Genomic DNA, 16,506 nt, shown 5'->3' on the forward strand with positions numbered 1-16,506 from the left:
GTAAGTGTCGTTATGAACGCTCATAACGACACTTACTGCTACCCAGTTGGGTCGCCGACGAAGCGGTTCCGTCCGGCCCGGTAGCCGAACACGGCCGCGAGCAGTCCCACGGCCAGGAAGAGGACGCCGGCGGCTGTGAAGGACCCGGTGGCCTGGTGCAGTTGGCCCACCATCAGGGTCCCCGTTGAACCGAGGCCGTAGCCCACGCCCTGCATCATCCCGGACAGGTGCGCTGCAGTGTGCCCGTCCCGGGTGCGCAGCATGATCATGGTCAGCGCCACCGCGGTGAGGCTCCCCTGGCCCAGCCCCAGCAGTCCCGCCCATACCCAGATCAACCCAAGTGGCCCGAAGATGCTCAGCGCGAAGCCGCCGCCGGTCATCAGGGCCACCACGGTGTTGATGACCCGCTGGTCCCGGAACCTCGCCGCAAGCGCCGGGGCGAAGAGCGAGCCGAGCATTTGCAGCACGATGCACACGGATACGATCAGCCCGGCCGCTGCGCCGTCCACTCCCCGTTCCCGCAGGATGGGTGCCAGCCACGCGAAGACGCTGAAGGACATCATCGCTTGGAGCACCATAAAAATGGTGACCTGCCACGCGACCGCCGAGCGCCAGACGTTCACCCCTTCCTTTACCGCCTGGTGCGGGACGGGGCGCTGCCGTACCGCCACCGGCAGGAACAGGAAAAGTACGACGGCGGCCGGCAGCGCCCAGAACCACAGCGCCAGGGTCCACTCCCCCGTCGCCGTGTAGAGGGGGTAGGTAAAGCCGGCTCCCAAAGCGGCGGAGGCGCAGATGGCTGTGGTGTAGAGCCCGCCCATGAGGCCCAGGCGGTGCGGGAAGTCCCGCTTGACCAGCCCGGGCAGCAGCACATTGCACAGGGCGATGGCGGCACCGCAGGCGGCTGTCCCGGCAAGGAGGGCGGGCAGGTGCACTGGTCCCGGCAGATCCCCGGCTGGAGGCCAGGGCAGCGCGGCCGGGCGCAGCAGAAGCCCCGCCGTCAGCACCGCCATGGCGCCGAGGAGCACGCGCTCGGCACCGAACCGGCGGGCCAACACCGGGGCCAGGGGCGCAAACACGCCCAGCAGCGTCACGGGGACAGTGGTCAGCACAACAACCGCCCATCCCGGCAGTGCCGCCTGCGACGTCACCTCGGGAAGCACCGCCGAAAAACTGGAGAAAACCGTGCGCAGATTTAGGCCGATCAGGACCAGGCACAGGCCCAGGTACACCAAGCTTCTCCGGCTTCCCACCCGGGTTGGTTCCGGCGCCGGCAACTCATCAATTTCGGCATCCACCAGGTTGTCGGGGTGGGGCCTCCCCGGCGGCCTGGCGCGCCGGTCCTTCTTCGCCGCAGCACTCGTCGCTTCCGTCACCTGCCCATTCTTGCAGGAGGGCCATCGGACCGAGTTGTCCACATAGGGCGGTGGAGGACTGCTGCCACCGCAGGTCTGAGCCATAGGTTTGGAAGCATGAACAGCACCCAACTGCCCGGCTCCGGAGGAGACTAATGGGCATTGCGCCGCCAGATGAGCCCCAACCGGCAAAGGAGCCAACCCAACCCGAAGCACCCGTTGCAGAAGAAGCCCAGGAACCCCGTTATGGGCGCAGAGCAACAGCCAGTGTGTTATTGGCAGTCCTTGCCCTTGTCAGCATGATCGTTACTGCTCCTTTGGCGATGTTTGCCATGCTTGCCACTTACCCTTCCACCGGGCCATCCGAGATGCCCTGGGTGGCACCATTGGTGTTCTTCAGCCTTCCCCTCCTGTTTGCTTTGCCCTCCCTGGTGTTGGCAATTTCCGTCCTCAAGAACTCCCCGGATACTTCGCCGGACCGGTCATCGGCGGCACTCGCTTTATGCCTCGCGGGATTGGTCCTCGTACTGGCTTTGGGGCCTGCATTGGATCAATTGGGGAATCCATAATGAGGGCTCTCCGGCCGCCGGTATTCTGGAAGGGATGAGTGAATCCCCAGAAACCCCCCAGCCGCAGCATGTCCCGCGGCCGGTGACCCCCGGAACCCAAGCCTCCTACGGCACCTACGGTGGCCGGCCTGTCAGCTTTGTTCGCCGCGGCACACGCCTGCAGGGGCGCCGGCAGGCAGCCTGGGAACTCCATGCCGAGCGGTGGGCCGTGAACGTCCCCCGGCACGTGGCCAACACGTCGGTCCACCCGGACTACACCTTCGACGCGGAGGCGGAATTCGGCCGTAAGGCACCCCTCATTGTCGAGATCGGCTCGGGCCTGGGTGACGCTATTTGCCACGCCGCTGAGCAGAACCCGGACACCGACTTCCTCGCTGTGGAGGTCTACACTCCCGGGCTGGCCAACACCATCATCAAGATCAACAGCCGGGGGCTGAGCAATGTCCGGGTTGTCGAGGCCAACGCGCCCGAGGTGCTGGCCACCATGCTCCCGGAGGGTTCCGTCAGTGAATTGTGGGTCTTCTTTCCCGATCCCTGGCACAAATCCCGCCACCACAAACGGCGCCTCATCCAACCCGAATTCGCGGACCTTGCTGCCCGTGCCCTGAAGAAGGGCGGGCTGTGGCGCATTGCCACTGACTGGTCCAACTATGCGGTACATGTCCGCGATGTCCTGGCGGATTCGGAGGACTTTGAGAACCTGCACACAGGCGAGCGCCGCGGACCGGAGAGTCCGCTGACCCAGGTGTGGCAGTCCGGCGTGGAATCAGTGGTGGGCGGGGCCCCCGTCCGTGAAGGCCGTGCCCCGGTCAGCACGGAACACACCGGCCCCAACGAGGGTGTGGACGAAACGGGCGGCTGGGCTCCCAGGTTCGAGGGAAGGATCCGGACCAGCTTTGAAGGCAAGGCCCACGAGGCCGGGCGGCTCATTTTTGATCTCTGCTACCGCCGCCGTTAGTTCCAGCGAGTGCACACCCGGCCGCCGCCCGGGCATCATCAGCCCACGCTGATGGAGGCAACAATCTCCCTGAGCATGCTGAGCCTCGGCTCCACGTCAGGGCCGGCGTAGGGCCAGATGACCACCAGGCCGATGAACCGCCCGCGTTCCCAGACGCCCACGGTCGCCGCCACTTTCCCCGCCCCCTCGGCGTCGTCGTAGCCCACTACCACCGCGTATGCGGACTTGCCGGGCAGGTTCAACCCGCCTTCGGTGAGAAGGCTGCCTGCCTTCTCCTCCAGGTAGTAACCGGACATCAGGTGCGACCAGCCGTTGGCCTGCGCGGCGCCATGCACGGAGGTGTCGTCCTTGATGACGGTGACAAGGACCCCACCGAGCAATCCGTACTGTTCAGTGTTGGGGCCGGCCGTGGAGTCTTCCAGGACCTGGGTGTGCTCGGGAAAGTCTGCTGTGAACCCCAGCGCGGATTCGATGTGGACTGACATTCTCTTGCTCCTTCAGCGGGTGTGTCGTAGCTGGGCTGGGTGCGGGGCCGGATGTTGGCCGGCGCGATTACAGCCGCTCAAGCCTGGCGTCGTTGGGGACTTTGTAGTACGTGGAGACGTTTGTAGTGGCCTGGCTCTCTGTTCTGACCTCCACCTCGCCCGCCTTCACGTCAAGCCCGGCCTCATTGGACGCCGTCACCACATTGTTGACCTGGACAGTGGCAGAACCGGCTTCATACAGCCTGGCGGCATCGCGTGCTGCGCCGTATTCGTTTCCGAGCGCGACATGCCGCAAGTAGCTGTCGATCAGTGGCTTGTTCTCCGGTGAATAATCCACATCGATCTTGACAGTACCCCGGGTTCCCACGGTGACTGAGGACTCGAGCTTGGCGGCCTTGACGTCCGAACCCGCAGTGAATCCATGCGCCACCGTTCCATCCATGGAGACTGACACGGATTCGATGCTGCTGTGTTTGTCCATGTTCACCTGCAGTCCGCCCTTGCCGGAAGCCTCGAAAACGCGGCCGTCCAGGTTGAGCTTGCCTTGGGCGGAAACCTCGCCGTTGGCTGTTGAGGTGCCGTCGGTCAGGTTCCGCTCGTAGGCCAGGTCCAGCCTGGCCGAACCTGATGCGGCTCCAGTCTCCCCCTCGGCCTCGAGCGACAGCGTTCCCTTGGCCTTGTCCGTCTGTCCGGTGGAGCCGTTGTCACCGGCGGCTTTGTTGATGGTGTCCAGGATGTAACCGGTCGGATTGCCGGCCACATCCTTGATCTCACCCACGCTGTCCGGCGGCAGGTCCCGGTACATCTGCTCGCGGGCTGCCATGGCTTCTTCCACGCTGCCGAAGGAGTATTCGCGGGACACCTGCCCGTTAAGGGTCACGCCGGCGGTTCCGGTGGTGTCGTTGACGCCCAGCCCCATGTTTCCGTACACCATCATGGTGGCGGTGCCATCGGCATTCTCCACCACTTCGGTGCCCACTTCGGCGCCGCCGTGCACCCAGGCCACCCGGGCCTCAATCGATGCCTTGCCTGCCTCGGAGTAGACGGGAATGTCCGCCCTGGCGAGGTCCTGGAGATGTTCCTTGGCCTGCTCCTGCGCGGACTTGGGGATGCCGCCGTCCATTCGCATGAGGTCCTCGGCGAACGGACCGTCGCCGCCTTCGCCCTCGATGAGGTATTTCCGGTCGGCTGCAGAGAGGCTGTCCCACCACGCGGCCTGTTCTTCCGGGCTGGCGTCCAGCATCCGTTCCAGGCCGGCTTCCAGCTCCCGGCGGTGCCCGGCCGCGGCCGCGGCGGCAGCGGCCTGGTCCTTCAGCCAGTCTTGGGCCTGCCCGGCAAACGATTTAACCCGGTCCCAGACGCCGGTGCCGGCACCGGCCGATGAGGACGAGGAGGACTTCTCCTGCTCCTCTGCGTGCTGCAGCAAAATCCTGGAGTTCTCACGCAGGCTGGACACAACCTTCTCCAGCCCGGGGCGGTGGCTTCCGCTCCACTCCTGACGGAAACGTTCGCCGTCTGTGCCCTTCCAGGGAGCCGCCTGGATCTGGCTATGCAGCGAACTCGCCCGGGTGCTCAACAGTAAGGCAGCCTGGTCAGCCGCCTTCGCCAGAGCCCGCAACTGGCTGACATCAGCGCCGTAAAAAGTCATGGTTCGTCCCCCGGAGAAGTTCGCGCCGATGTTCGGTCGCTGACCATATAGTTCCACGGCGGCGGGAAATTCGGCGATGGGCATCCCTCCCCATCCGGCAGCGGCGGCACTGGCACCTCATCCTGGAGCCGCACGATCCGCCACCTAATCCACATCGTCCGAGGGGATCACTGGCCCGGACCGTCAGCGCGTGGCACGATTGCCCTTACGCGGGGGTACGCACCATCCGGGCATCCGCGCCTGTACAAAGGGAACAGCCATCAAAAAAGAACTGCGACAGGCCGCAGATGCGGCAGAGAACGTCACCAACTCCCACACCCTGGAGATGATGGCGAGGGCGGGGTTTGCAGCGAGCGGAATCCTGCATCTCCTGGTAGGTGCTATCGCAATCCGGCTGGCCATGGGCGGTACGGGCAACGCCGACTTCAGCGGTGCCGTGGCCGAACTCGCCACCCAGCCTGCCGGGCCCTTCCTGTTGTGGGCCAGCTTCACCGCCTGCGCTGCCCTCGCACTGTGGCAGACCAGCGATGCCATTTTTGACTACAACCAGTTGCCCACAAAGGAGAAGGCCGGAAAGAAGGCCAAGGCAGCGGCGCAGGCAGTGGTTTTCGCCGGGCTTGCCCTGACACTGATGTCCTTCGCCATGGGAACCGGTGCGGGCGGGGACAACCAGCAGGCGGCAAGCGACCTTACCGCGTCCGTGATGAAGGCGCCGGGCGGCGTAGCGCTGCTGGTCCTGCTGGGCGTGGGCATTGCCGTAACCGGCGTGGTGTACGGCATCCGCGGCCTTCGGAAATCGTTTGAAAAGCATCTGGCAATGCCCTCGTCCCCCACCGCACGGACCGCCGTCACCGTGCTGGGCGTAACAGGATACGTGGCGAAGGGCATTGTGCTGTTGCTGACCGGGCTGCTCATCGCCATAGCCACCCTGCAGGCGCACCCTGAGGAATCCACCGGCCTGGACGGCGGACTTCGGGCACTCCGCGACCAGCCCTTAGGGGTGTACCTCCTGGCGGCTGTGGGCGCCGGGCTCATCTGCTACGGCGCCTACATGATCGTCCGGGCACGCCTCGCGAAGATGACCCGATAGCCGGTGGCCGCGGCTGTTGAAGTTGCCGGTGTGGCTGGGGTTGGAGCGCCCGGGTTTGTGCCGGACCCTATGGGACGGTAATTACCGCGACGGCCTGCTGGGTACCGTCGCGCAGTTCCACACTCGAAATGCTCGCCAGCTGGATGGGTGTTGCTCCGGTGACCCTGACCCTGCCGCTCGGCGTGGCCGTCCAAGCGCACGCGCGGTCTTCGCCGCCGGCCCGGTCCCGGACCCACAGCGACAATGTCCCGTCGGAAGGGAGGCTGCTGCCGTTCACCGCCAACTCGGTTCCCCAGGTCTTCCGGGCCAGGTCGATGCTGAACTGCAGGCCATCTCCGGACTGCACGGAGTAGCTCGCGTCCGGTTGCGCCGGCCGGTTCAGGACCGGGCCCACGGCCAAACCGACGGCGAGGCATGCTGCGGCGACCGCTCCCACCAGGGCCGCCCACCGCCGTCGTACCTTACGACGCCGGCGGGACAGTTCCGAAAGGAGGGGCACCGGGGCCCCGGCTGTCCGAGCGGGTGGCGCGCCCGGTCCTGCCGGCACCACGGTGAGCGCAACGGCGTCCGGCACCGGGAGGGCGTCCAGTAACGCAGGCACTTTCTCCAGCCGGCCAAGCTCGTCCCGGCATCTCGCGCAACCCTGAAGGTGCGCCGCAAAGATCTTCAGGTCCTCGGCGTCCAGCCCGCCCAACAGGTAGGCGCCCAGCAAGTGGTGCAGCTCGGCAGGGTTCACCGTTCCACCCCCATTTCGTCCAGGATGGTCCGCAAGGCCCGCACTGCGTAGTACGCACGGGACTTCACCGTTCCGCTCGGGACGTTCAACTGCACCGCTGCCTCATTGACGGTGAAACGGCGGTAGTGCAATGCCACCAGCACGTCCCGGTGTTCCGAGCTGAGGCGGAGCAGCGCTTCCTCGATCAGCACCTTGTTCAGCAGCTCGTCCACGCGTTCCACTGCCTCGGCGGAATTGGCAAGGCCGTCGTCCAGGGTCTCGGCCGGGCGGCGCTGCGCCCGGCGGTAATTGTCGATCATGATGTTCCTGGCCGTCCGGAAAAGATAGCTGCGAAGGCTCCCGGTGACCTCCGGGGCGTGCTGCCAGACACGGAGCACGGTTTCCTGGACCACGTCCTCAGCCAGCTGCGGGTCCCGGGAGGCGCTGAGCACAAAGCGCCGGAGGGCCGGGCCGTGCTCACGGTAGATGGCCTCAACAACGTCCTCGTCCAGCGGCATATCAGGACCTCCCGGCCTTCAGCATGGTTCGCCACCGTGTGCTTCCGGCTGATACGACGTCCGCAGCCGGAATTTGGTTCATTTGAACCATTCTTCACCCGGCGGCGTCTTAGTCGTTAGCGTCCGGCATCGGCGCCGGGCACGGACCAAGGAGCAAACCTATGAAAAAGCAACTGGGAACAGGCCTCACCATCCTCGCCCTGACCGGGGCCCTCGCGGGGTGCGCCGGCGGCGGCGGTTCCACCCCTGCAGCCAGCAGCCCGGCTGTCACGGGAGGCTCACCTAACGCCTCTGCAACGGCCCCCGCTGCCTCTGTTTCTCCGCCCTCCGCAACGTCCACAGCAACGGCCGCGGGTGTCGACCTCCAGATTGCGTCTTCCAGCTTGGGCGACATTGTGGTCGATGGCAAGGGGATGAGCGTCTACTACTACACCAAGGATGTCAAAGACTCCGGTACCAGCACCTGCACCGGGGGATGCCTGACCGCGTGGCCGCCGCTCCTCACCACTTCGGACGAGCCCAAAGTCGAAGGGGTAACCGGGACCGTGGGCACCATCACCACGCCGGAAGGTGCCAAGCAGGTGACCCTGAACGGCCTGCCGTTGTACTACTTCGCCAAGGACACCAAGGCCGGTGACATCCTCGGCCAGGGCGTCAACGACGTCTGGTACCTGGCCGATCCGGCCGGCGAAATGATCAAAACAGCGGCCAAATAATGCCCCTCCGGGGGCGGTGGGCCGGGTGCCGGTGCGTCACGGGAGCGGAACTGCCGGCAGCGTGGCGGGCAGTGGAACCTGGGGCTGCACCGGCACTTCCCGTGACCCGCCCAGCCCGTCGGCAATATGCTCGGGTACAGCCCCCGGCAGGGTCTCTGAAGCGGGGACTTCCCCGGGTTTTCCCGGGGAAGTTGGCTGGCTTGCAGCGGTCTCCGGCGCAACCGGACCATTCGACGGCGGGACCGTCGGTTGCGTCGCTGCGGCGGGGTCCGCCGGTATCGATGTTGGGCCGGCCGGTGCAGTTGCGGCAGGCTCGGCGCCAGCCGGCGTGTTGGGCGAAGGCGCCGCGGGCTGTTCAACCTGGTGGTCTGCAGGTGCTCCGCCGGTCCCCGTGATAAACGAAGTGACAGCCTGGTTGAGCTGGGTGAACGACTCCCGGATGGACTGGTCTGATGCCGCGGCAACTGCGCTGCCGGCGCTCAGGGACACCGCCACGGACAAGGCCGTGAGGGTGACCCGGCGCTTGGCCCTGCGGCGGGCAGCGAGTTCGTCAGCGGGAGCTGAAGCGATCGCATCTTCGGCGGTTTCCGGGCCGGCACTAAGCCCCGCGTTGGCTCCGGCCATCAGGGCCAGCAGCTCAGCAGAAGGCTCCGGCGCAGCAGAGCCCAGGGCCTGAAGCTCGAGAAGGACTGGGCGGAGCTGGGTGTCGCCATCCAGGTCTGCCTCCAACAGCAGCTGGTCGACGGACCCGTCGCGGAATCCTGCAGTGTCACTCATGGTTTGCCTGGTTTCTTTTGAGCGTTTGTGCCTTGAGATTTTGAAGGGCCCGGCGCTGGAGCTGCTTGATTGCCCCTTCGCTCTTGCCCATGATGCCGGCCACCTGTTCTATGGACAGGTCAGCCACCACGCGAAGGGCCAGCACTTCCTGGTGTTCGTCGCTGAGCCCGTCCAGCAGGGCGGCAGCCGCGCCGTTGAGCTCCACCGCGCAGTGTTCTGCGGAGGGGGTGCTCCGGCTGTCCTCCAGCGGGTCGTAAGGAGTCAGCTGGGGCCTGCGTTCCAGCCGTCGGTAGTGGTCCACCATGCGGGCGTGGGCGATGGAGAAGATGAGCGACTTGGCCCCCTGCAGCCCGCCGGTGAGGCTGCTGATCTGCGGGAAGAATGCCAGGAACACGTCCTGGGTTACCGCTTCGGGATCGTCGACGCCGCGTGCCTTGAGGTATCCCAGCACCGGTCCCGCGAAGGACCGGTAGGCAACGCCGAACACCGCAGCCGGGTCGGTTCCGGCTGCGTCGTCGAATATGTCGATCTTTTCTTGGGCCAAAGTGTCTAGCACCGGCGGCTCCTCCATCCCGGAGCAAGGCAAGGCCCGTCCCGGTTTTACGGTGCGGTCTGCAGGTCCTGCGCTTACTTTCCCGCTGCCTTTCGGCAGGTGATTCCGGGCTTCATTCCGGACCGGCCTCCCCAAGGGCCGTTAGTGTTCCTGAAAGGGCAGTTCCTAAAATCGGGGACTGCCGTACTGCGGGAAACGGACCGTGGGCCGTTTCCCGCAGTACACACTAGCCAACGCCGCTTAGCGGACCGAAACTGACGGCGCGTCCACAGCTGCGCTGCCACCGTCGACGGAGGCAGCAGGAACCTCGGGAACTGCAGGCACGGCCGGAACTGCCGGCTCGCCGTCGACACCCGGAACAGCCGGGACAGCGGGAACAGCAGGAACCTCGGGACGCTCGATCTCAACAGCGGCGGAACCACCGGTTGCGGCGCCTGCCTCTGCGGCAGCGTCAGCCTGCGTTGCGACGTCGGCGCAGAAGCTTTCGATGTTCGCTTCACCCTGCGCTGCGATGGCAAGCGAGGAAAAGCCTTCGGAAGAGGCGTTCAGGCCACCGTTGGTGAAAGCGGTGCAGAGGCCAAGGGCTGCGGCGCCGGCTGCGTCAACTGCCGTACCGGCTGCGGCGGACACGGAAGCCTGGGCTGCGACGTTCTCGCCGGAAACCGCGGCATCTCCTGCGGTTTCCGCTTCTGCGTCAGCGGAAGCGTTGGCAGTGGCCTCTGCGGCGGCGTCAGCGGTTGCCTGCGCGTCAGTGGCGGCTTCTGCTGCCAGCTGCGGAGCCGGGGCGCCGAAAAGATTGTGGGCGGTCTGCTGTGCTTCGGCGGGGAGGACGCCGGAAACGGCAGCGGCGCCGGTTCCGCCGACGGCAAGGGTGCCGGCTGCCAGTACTCCGGCGGCGACTTTGCTGGTGGCGAGAACGGTGAACAACGACATTAGACACTCCAAAACCTAGACAACTTATTCGATGCAGGTCCGTCGGGCGGACCCATCACCTCCTATATCGCGGGGGCAGGCGGAAAGGTTACGGGTCTCCGGGATCTTTTTCTGCGGCGTTTGTCAGAAAACATCGCGGCGGCAGCCGGCGGGCAGCAGCCGGCGAGGTTTAGGGACGGCGCTACGATCGATGCATGCCTGCGATCCCGGAGTCCCAGAAGAAAGCCAGCACCTGGCAGTCGATGGTGGACAGCAACAAAGCCCTCCTTCTGCGGAAGACCGGCGAAGACACCAATTACTGGGTTGGGAAGGCCCGTGCCGCGGGCATCCGGAACGACGGCGAACTCCGCACCTGGATGCGCGACAGCTTCGGGGTTACTGGGTACGCCCAGTACGCGGTGTCGTGGGAGATGTTCGGCTATCCGGAATTTATGCTGCGCGACGCCGACGAACTGATTGACGGTCAGTATGCCAACCACCCGCACCTCAGGCCCATTGCGGACGCCCTCCTGGCATGGGCGTCCGCAACCGGCGGGGTGGAGATCCAGATGCGGAAGGGTTACGTGTCCCTCCACAGTGCCCGGCGGAAGTTCGCGCAGGTCACCCGGACCACCAACACTGCCGTTGACGTAACCCTCCGGCTCGACGCCTCCGCGGAAGGCCGGCTTGAAACCGTCAAGACCCGGGCCGATGACCCTTTCACCCGCAGGGTGCGCCTCACCTCAGCCGACCAGGTGGACGATGAACTTTTGGACATCCTGGTTGTGGCCTTGGAGCAGAACAGCTAAGCCTGATGCAGAACAGCTGACGGTTGCTGCCCTGCGTCTACTTGGCACCCGCCGACCAGCCCAGCACGAGCTACGGGACCACGACGGCGGACACGTCACCGTCTGCAACCGTCACCTCGAAGACGGTGGTGGACCCGCCCGGTGACGGCACAGCGACCCGGCGTGTGCCGTCCTGTGCCGCGAAGGCCTGGAACCGCATGTCCTGCGCCCAGTCGTAGTCCGGCCGGTCGGACACCGTACCGATGGGCAGCACGGCGCCTTCACGGACCCAGGTTGCCGCTTCCATGACCGAGTACTCCTTGCGGTGCCACCGGGGGCCCGCCAGCTGCTCGCCGGTTTCCAGATGGGTCCACGTCCCTTCGGGCAGGTAAAAGGACACTGTGCCGGAGGGGTCCATCACAGGTGCCACCAGAAGGTCGGGGCCCAGCATGTATTGCCGGTCGAGATGTGCGCAGCCCGGGTCCTCCGGGAATTCCATAAACAACGGGCGCATCAGGGGAATGCCCTCTGCATACGCTTCTTCGGCCGCCATCTGCAGGTAAGGCATCAGCCGCATCTTCTGCTCGGTGAAGTGCCGAAGGACGTCCACCGACTCTTCGTCCACGAGCCACGGGACGCGGTAGGAGTTGGAGCCATGCAGCCTGGAGTGCGAGGACAGCAGCCCGAACGCGATCCAGCGCTTGAAGATTTCCGGTTCAGGCGTGCCCTCGAAGCCGCCGATGTCATGGCTCCAGAACGAGAATCCGGACGCAGCCAGCGACAATCCGCCGCGCAGCGATTCAGCCATCGCCGCGAAGGTGGACTCGCAGTCTCCACCCCAGTGCACCGGCATGGTTTGGCCGCCTGCTGTGGCTGAGCGTGCAAAGACCACCGCTTCGCCCTCACCCAGCTCCTTGGAGAGCAGGTCAAAGACCGTCCTGTTGTACAGCTGCGCGTAGTAGTTGTGCATCCGGGCCGGATCTGAGCCGTCATGCCACACCACATCAGTGGGGATGCGCTCGCCGAAATCGGTTTTGAATGAATCAACGCCCTGGCCCAGCAGCCCGCGTAGTTTGTCCTGGTACCAGAGCACGGCGTCGGGGTTGGTGAAGTCCACCAATCCCATCCCTGCCTGCCACATGTCCCACTGCCAAACAGAACCGTCCGGACGCTTGACCAGGAAGCCGCGTTCCAGGCCTTCCCGGAACAGGTGCGAGCGCTGGGCGATGTACGGGTTGATCCAGACGCAGACCTTGAGCCCGCGGTCGTGCAGGCGGGCGAGCATGCCCTCCGGGTCCGGGAACGTGGCGGGGTCCCACACGAAATCGCTCCAATGGAAGGACCGCATCCAGTGGCAGTCGAAGTGGAAGACGGAGAGCGGAAGGTTCCGCTCTTCCATGCCGTCGATGAAGGAGTTGACGGTTTTCTCGTCGTAGTCGGTGGTGAACGACGTGGACAGCCAGAGCCCGTAGGACCACGCCGGGATCCGGGCGGGCCGGCCGGTCAGCTCCGTGTACCGGCGGATGATCTCCTTGGGTGTGGGCCCGTGGATGATGAAGTACTGCAGCTTCTGGCCTTCCACGCTGAACTGCGTACGGGAAACCACTTCCGAGCCCACCTCGAAGGACACCTTCTCCGGGTGGTTGACGAACACGCCGTACCCGTCATTGGTGAGGAAGAACGGCACGTTCTTGTACGCGAGGTCGCTGGAGGTGCCGCCATCCTCGTTCCAGATGTCCACCGCCTGGCCGTTCTTCACGAAGGCGCCGAAGCGCTCGCCCAGGCCGTAGACGTTGGTGCCCACCCCGAGGCTGAGCTGTTCGTGCACAAAGGTCCGCCCGCCGTCGTCCGTGATGACGCCGACGCTGCGCGGAGTGGAGCTTGTCAGCAGCCTGCCGTTCCCGAAGAAGTCGACTCCCCAGTCGCCGGAAGTGCTGACCCGTGCCGTCAGCGCCCCGGAAGTGATGCTTGCGGTACTGCCGCCGTCCTGGCTGAACTCCGCGGCGGATCCTGCCCGGTTCACTTCAAAATGCGGACCGTTGTCCAGGCCGCCCTGGAAGTGCTCGATGGTTACCCCAATGACGTTCGGCATCGGGGCGTCGAAGGTGACCGTCAGCTGGGGAAGGTTAAGCGCGTCGCCGCGGGAGGTGATTCGTTTGGTGGGCGCGTAGACGGTCATCGTCCCGCCATTCACCACTACGTCCGATACGTCGCGGGGGTGCAGCGCGGAAAAGCCTTTGCGGTACAGCCAGTATCCGTCCGTGAATTTCATGGGATCTCAGTTTCCGTTCTCAATATGGTCAAAGCTGTTCTTGAGGACCAGTGCGCCGTACGGCTCCAGGGTGATTTCAGGTCCGTGGCTTTCCCCGGAGAGCAAGTCCACCGACTGCTCTTTGAGGCGTGCCGTCCGGGGTTCCGGGCTGTGGTTCAGCAGGAAGTGGTAACCGCCGCGGGTGGCGAGCTCGACGTCGTCGGGCAGCTCCGCGGCGACGGGCGCAGTCAGTCCCGCTTCCGCCACCGCCGCCCCAACAATGCTTCCCAGCGCTGCAGGAGGCAGGTCGCAGCCGATGTACCAGGCGGTCCCTTGGCCGTGGCTGTTGCGGACTGCTGCCGGCTTCCCGGCAAGCGGGCCGGACGTGAAGGTGGCCACCGCGGCAGCGCTGGAACTGTGGAGGCGCAGGTCCTCCGACCAGAAGGAGGCTTCGAGGTTGTCCGGCATTCCTGCGTTGGCCTCCGGGCCAATGGGACATGGCTGTGCATATTCAAGTCCAACGCTGCGGGCCAGAGGCCGCCATTCTTCCCCTGTAACCCCAAGTACCTCAGCCAGCACGGCAGGGAACCGTCCCTGGCGGAGGTGTCCGTTGCTGTCGGCCAATCCGCTGAAGGGGCCCACCACTGCAGTTCCTCCCCCATGCACCCAGCCGGTCAGGGCCGCGGCATGTTCTTCTGTGAGGAGGAAAAGGCTGGGGACAAGCACCAGGTCGAAGCGGTCCAGGGCGGCAGCGGGATGCACCACCTCAACGGACAATCCGCGCCTTAGCAACGGCCGGTAGTAGGCCTGGAGCTGGTCCAGCACGCCCAACCTGTCGCTGGGGCAGTCCGGGGACTCGGCAGCCCACCAGCTGTCCCAGTCGAACAACACGGCAATGCGGGAGGGTGAGGGGGTGCCTGCCAGGAGCCGGAGATCCTGAAGCTCGGACCCGAGAGCCGAGACTTCCCGGAACACGCGGGTGTCCTCCCCCGCCAGGGGTACCACTGCGGAATGGAAGCGCTCGGCACCAAAGGCGGACTGGCGGAACTGGAAGAAACAGATTCCGTCCGAGCCCCGGGCCAGGGCAGACAGGGAGTCCACCCGCAGCGCGCCGGGTTCCTTGGCGCTGTTGTGCGGGCGCCAATTGACGGCCGACGCCGCTGATTCCATCAGGAGCCAGGGCTGGCCCCCGGCCATGCCGCGGCAGAGATCGTGCGTGAGCGCGCCGAGTTCCCAGGTTTGAGGTTGGGCCGGGTCCGTGTACCAGTTGTTGCCGATCAGGTCCGTCTCGCCTGCGAACCTGAAGTAGTCCGCCCCGCGGAAAAAGCCCATGAGGTTTGTGGTGACCGGGACGTCGGGAGAGTGCTGGCGGATGATATCCCGTTCAGCCGTGAAAAGCTTGAGCAGCGCATCCGAGGTGAAACGCTTGAAGTCCAGGACCTGGGTGGGGTTGTGCAGGTAGGGCGCTGTGCGGGGCGGCAGGATCTCCTCCCAGCTGCTGTACCCCTGGCTCCAGAAGGTTGTGCCCCAGGCGGAATTCAGGTTGTCCAGGGAACCATAGCGGCGCAGCAGCCAGCCCCGGAACGCACCGGCCGTTTCGTCGTCGTAACTGGCCTGCCCGAGCTCGTTGCCCACGTGCCACATCACGACAGCGGGATGCTTGCCGTAGCGCTCCGCCAGTGCGGCCGTAACCTGCAGCGCAGCGCTGCGGTACACCGCCGATGACGGCGAGAACTGGTTGCGTGAGCCGTACCACAGCGTAGTCCCCGAGGCATCGGTGGGAAGCGTACTGGGGAAGCGGTGTCCCAGCCACGGCGGCGGCGATGCGGTGGGCGTTGCAAGGCAAACGTTGATGTTGCCTTCGTGCAGGAGCGCAAGGATCCGGTCCAGCCAACCAAAGTCCCACCTGCCTTCGGACGGCTGCAGCCTTGCCCAGCTGAACACGCCCAGGGTGGCGAGGTTAATGCCCGCTTGTTGCATCAGGCGGATGTCTTCCGGCCAGCTTTCTTCCGGCCATTGCTCGGGGTTGTAGTCGGCGCCGAACAGCAACCCTGCCTGCTGGGTTACGGTGTTCAGCCCGTGGCTGCGAAGATGCATCGAATTCCTTGGTTAAATGGGGGTATGGGTAATCGAAAGGCTTCAACTGCGGCGACGATCAGTGATGTGGCCAAAGAAGCCGGAGTTTCAACAAGTACGGTGTCCTATGTGATGAGCGGTAACCGTCCCATATCGAAAGAAACCCGCGATATCGTCGAAGCCGCAATGCGCCGCCTGAAGTACAGCCCGCGGTCGAGTGCCCGCGCGCTGGCCTCCAGCCGGTCCAATGTCCTGGGCCTTGTAGTGCCATTGCGCGCTGACGTGAACGTCGGCGTGGTCATGCAGTTCGTCACGGCCGTGGTGACCACTGCCCGCTCCTTCAACCAGGACGTCCTGCTGCTGACCCAGGACGACGCCGGCAGCATAGAGCGGGTGACGTCCCAGTCCATGGTGGACGGCCTGCTCATGATGGACATCGAAGCCCGCGATCCCCGCATTCCGGTGTTGGCCAGGCTGCAGAAACCGGCGGTGCTGATCGGCATGCCGGATGATCCGCGGGGCCTTAGTTGCGTCGACTTTGATTTTGCCGGGGCGTCCCGCACTGCCGTACGCCACATGGCCGAGCTGGGCCACCGGGGTATTGCGTTCATCGGGTCTCCGCCGGCTTCCCTCCGCCGCCACGCTACGTATGCCGACCGCGCCCTGCGTGGATTCGAGGAGGCATGCCGCGCGCTGGAGGTTCATCATGTGGCAGTGGCGTGCGAGGCCAACTCGCCTGACCTGGCAAGGGCCCTGGACAAGGTCTTCGCCGGCCCCGAGCCCATCACTGCTCTTCTGGTGCACAACGAGGGGTTGCTGCCGATCCTGCGGGAGAACCTGGCCGTCCACGGCTTTTCCGTCCCCGGGGAAATCTCCGTGGCGGTGATTGCGCCGGCAGATGTAGCAAAGGCTGCGGTCCGCCCCTGGACCTTTGTACCCATCCCCGCGATGGACATCGGCCGTGCCGCGGTGGAGATGGTGATGGACCGGCTGAGCCTGGAAAAACCAGCCGAACTCAGGCTCATCGCCCCCACACTGATGGCTGGCGAAACCACCGCTGCGGTTCGATGACGTGAGCTGAAGGACCGGCGCAAA

16 protein-coding genes are annotated in these 16,506 nt (G+C 65.4%); 6 read left to right on the top strand and 10 right to left on the bottom strand.

Annotated features, from left to right (window positions below; all coding sequences use genetic code 11):
- Positions 1-38: 38 nt before the first annotated feature.
- Positions 39-1,376, bottom strand: coding sequence for an MFS transporter (locus tag AC5RV1_RS11295; RefSeq protein ID WP_493994578.1), 1,338 nt, complete (start codon positions 1,374-1,376; stop codon positions 39-41).
- 134 nt (positions 1,377-1,510) lie between these two features.
- Here AC5RV1_RS11295 and AC5RV1_RS11300 point away from each other — a divergent pair, with 134 nt between their 5' ends.
- Positions 1,511-1,924: a hypothetical protein gene (locus AC5RV1_RS11300; RefSeq protein WP_493994579.1), complete on the top strand. Its 414-nt coding sequence runs from the start codon at positions 1,511-1,513 to the stop codon at positions 1,922-1,924.
- Positions 1,925-1,958: 34 nt separating this feature from the next.
- Positions 1,959-2,882, top strand: a complete 924-nt coding sequence (gene trmB, locus AC5RV1_RS11305) for a tRNA (guanosine(46)-N7)-methyltransferase TrmB (RefSeq protein WP_493947985.1) — start codon at positions 1,959-1,961, stop codon at positions 2,880-2,882.
- A gap of 38 nt (positions 2,883-2,920) precedes the next feature.
- Here trmB and AC5RV1_RS11310 read toward each other — a convergent pair whose 3' ends face one another.
- The gene (locus tag AC5RV1_RS11310) at positions 2,921-3,367 is read right to left on the bottom strand and encodes a hypothetical protein (RefSeq protein WP_493994580.1); all 447 of its coding nucleotides are present in this window, start codon (positions 3,365-3,367) and stop codon (positions 2,921-2,923) included.
- Between the two features lie 67 nt (positions 3,368-3,434).
- Positions 3,435-5,015, bottom strand: a complete 1,581-nt coding sequence (locus AC5RV1_RS11315; RefSeq protein ID WP_493994581.1) for a hypothetical protein — start codon at positions 5,013-5,015, stop codon at positions 3,435-3,437.
- 271 nt (positions 5,016-5,286) lie between these two features.
- On the opposite strand from AC5RV1_RS11315, the gene AC5RV1_RS11320 reads away from it, so the two are divergent.
- Positions 5,287-6,105 carry a DUF1206 domain-containing protein gene (locus tag AC5RV1_RS11320; protein ID WP_493994622.1) on the top strand — a complete coding sequence of 273 codons (819 nt, stop codon included), beginning with the start codon at positions 5,287-5,289 and terminating at the stop codon, positions 6,103-6,105.
- 67 nt (positions 6,106-6,172) lie between these two features.
- Here AC5RV1_RS11320 and AC5RV1_RS11325 read toward each other — a convergent pair whose 3' ends face one another.
- Positions 6,173-6,841 carry a zf-HC2 domain-containing protein gene (locus AC5RV1_RS11325; RefSeq protein ID WP_493994582.1) on the bottom strand — a complete coding sequence of 223 codons (669 nt, stop codon included), beginning with the start codon at positions 6,839-6,841 and terminating at the stop codon, positions 6,173-6,175.
- On the bottom strand, positions 6,838-7,338 hold the full coding sequence (locus AC5RV1_RS11330) for a sigma-70 family RNA polymerase sigma factor (RefSeq protein ID WP_493994583.1): 501 nt from the start codon (positions 7,336-7,338) through the stop codon (positions 6,838-6,840). The genes AC5RV1_RS11325 and AC5RV1_RS11330 overlap by 4 nt, the downstream gene beginning before the upstream one ends.
- A 161-nt stretch (positions 7,339-7,499) precedes the next feature.
- Between AC5RV1_RS11330 and AC5RV1_RS11335 the strand changes: the two genes are divergently transcribed.
- Positions 7,500-8,054 carry a COG4315 family predicted lipoprotein gene (locus AC5RV1_RS11335; protein ID WP_493994584.1) on the top strand — a complete coding sequence of 185 codons (555 nt, stop codon included), beginning with the start codon at positions 7,500-7,502 and terminating at the stop codon, positions 8,052-8,054.
- A gap of 36 nt (positions 8,055-8,090) precedes the next feature.
- Here AC5RV1_RS11335 and AC5RV1_RS11340 read toward each other — a convergent pair whose 3' ends face one another.
- The 3 genes from AC5RV1_RS11340 to AC5RV1_RS11350 all read right to left on the bottom strand — a co-directional run bounded on the left by AC5RV1_RS11340 (position 8,091) and on the right by AC5RV1_RS11350 (position 10,317).
- Positions 8,091-8,831 (bottom strand): hypothetical protein, encoded by a 741-nt coding sequence (locus AC5RV1_RS11340; RefSeq protein WP_493994585.1) that lies wholly within the window; start codon positions 8,829-8,831, stop codon positions 8,091-8,093.
- Positions 8,824-9,402 carry an RNA polymerase sigma factor gene (locus AC5RV1_RS11345; protein ID WP_493947993.1) on the bottom strand — a complete coding sequence of 193 codons (579 nt, stop codon included), beginning with the start codon at positions 9,400-9,402 and terminating at the stop codon, positions 8,824-8,826. The genes AC5RV1_RS11340 and AC5RV1_RS11345 overlap by 8 nt, the downstream gene beginning before the upstream one ends.
- Before the next feature lie 222 nt (positions 9,403-9,624).
- Positions 9,625-10,317, bottom strand: a complete 693-nt coding sequence (locus AC5RV1_RS11350) for a protein tyrosine phosphatase (protein WP_493994586.1) — start codon at positions 10,315-10,317, stop codon at positions 9,625-9,627.
- A 194-nt stretch (positions 10,318-10,511) separates the two neighbouring features.
- On the opposite strand from AC5RV1_RS11350, the gene AC5RV1_RS11355 reads away from it, so the two are divergent.
- Entirely contained in the window at positions 10,512-11,105 is a 594-nt protein-coding gene (locus AC5RV1_RS11355; RefSeq protein ID WP_493994587.1) for a DUF5655 domain-containing protein, read from the top strand.
- A 70-nt stretch (positions 11,106-11,175) separates the two neighbouring features.
- Here AC5RV1_RS11355 and yicI read toward each other — a convergent pair whose 3' ends face one another.
- Both yicI and AC5RV1_RS11365 read right to left on the bottom strand, forming a co-directional pair.
- Positions 11,176-13,356 carry an alpha-xylosidase gene (gene yicI, locus AC5RV1_RS11360; protein WP_493994588.1) on the bottom strand — a complete coding sequence of 727 codons (2,181 nt, stop codon included), beginning with the start codon at positions 13,354-13,356 and terminating at the stop codon, positions 11,176-11,178.
- Positions 13,357-13,362: 6 nt separating this feature from the next.
- Positions 13,363-15,432 carry a beta-galactosidase gene (locus AC5RV1_RS11365; RefSeq protein WP_493994589.1) on the bottom strand — a complete coding sequence of 690 codons (2,070 nt, stop codon included), beginning with the start codon at positions 15,430-15,432 and terminating at the stop codon, positions 13,363-13,365.
- Positions 15,433-15,456: 24 nt separating this feature from the next.
- Between AC5RV1_RS11365 and AC5RV1_RS11370 the strand changes: the two genes are divergently transcribed.
- Positions 15,457-16,482: a LacI family DNA-binding transcriptional regulator gene (locus AC5RV1_RS11370; protein ID WP_493994590.1), complete on the top strand. Its 1,026-nt coding sequence runs from the start codon at positions 15,457-15,459 to the stop codon at positions 16,480-16,482.
- Positions 16,483-16,506: the final 24 nt, after the last annotated feature.

The sequence above is a fragment of the Arthrobacter sp. Hb9-2 genome (genome assembly GCF_059091165.1).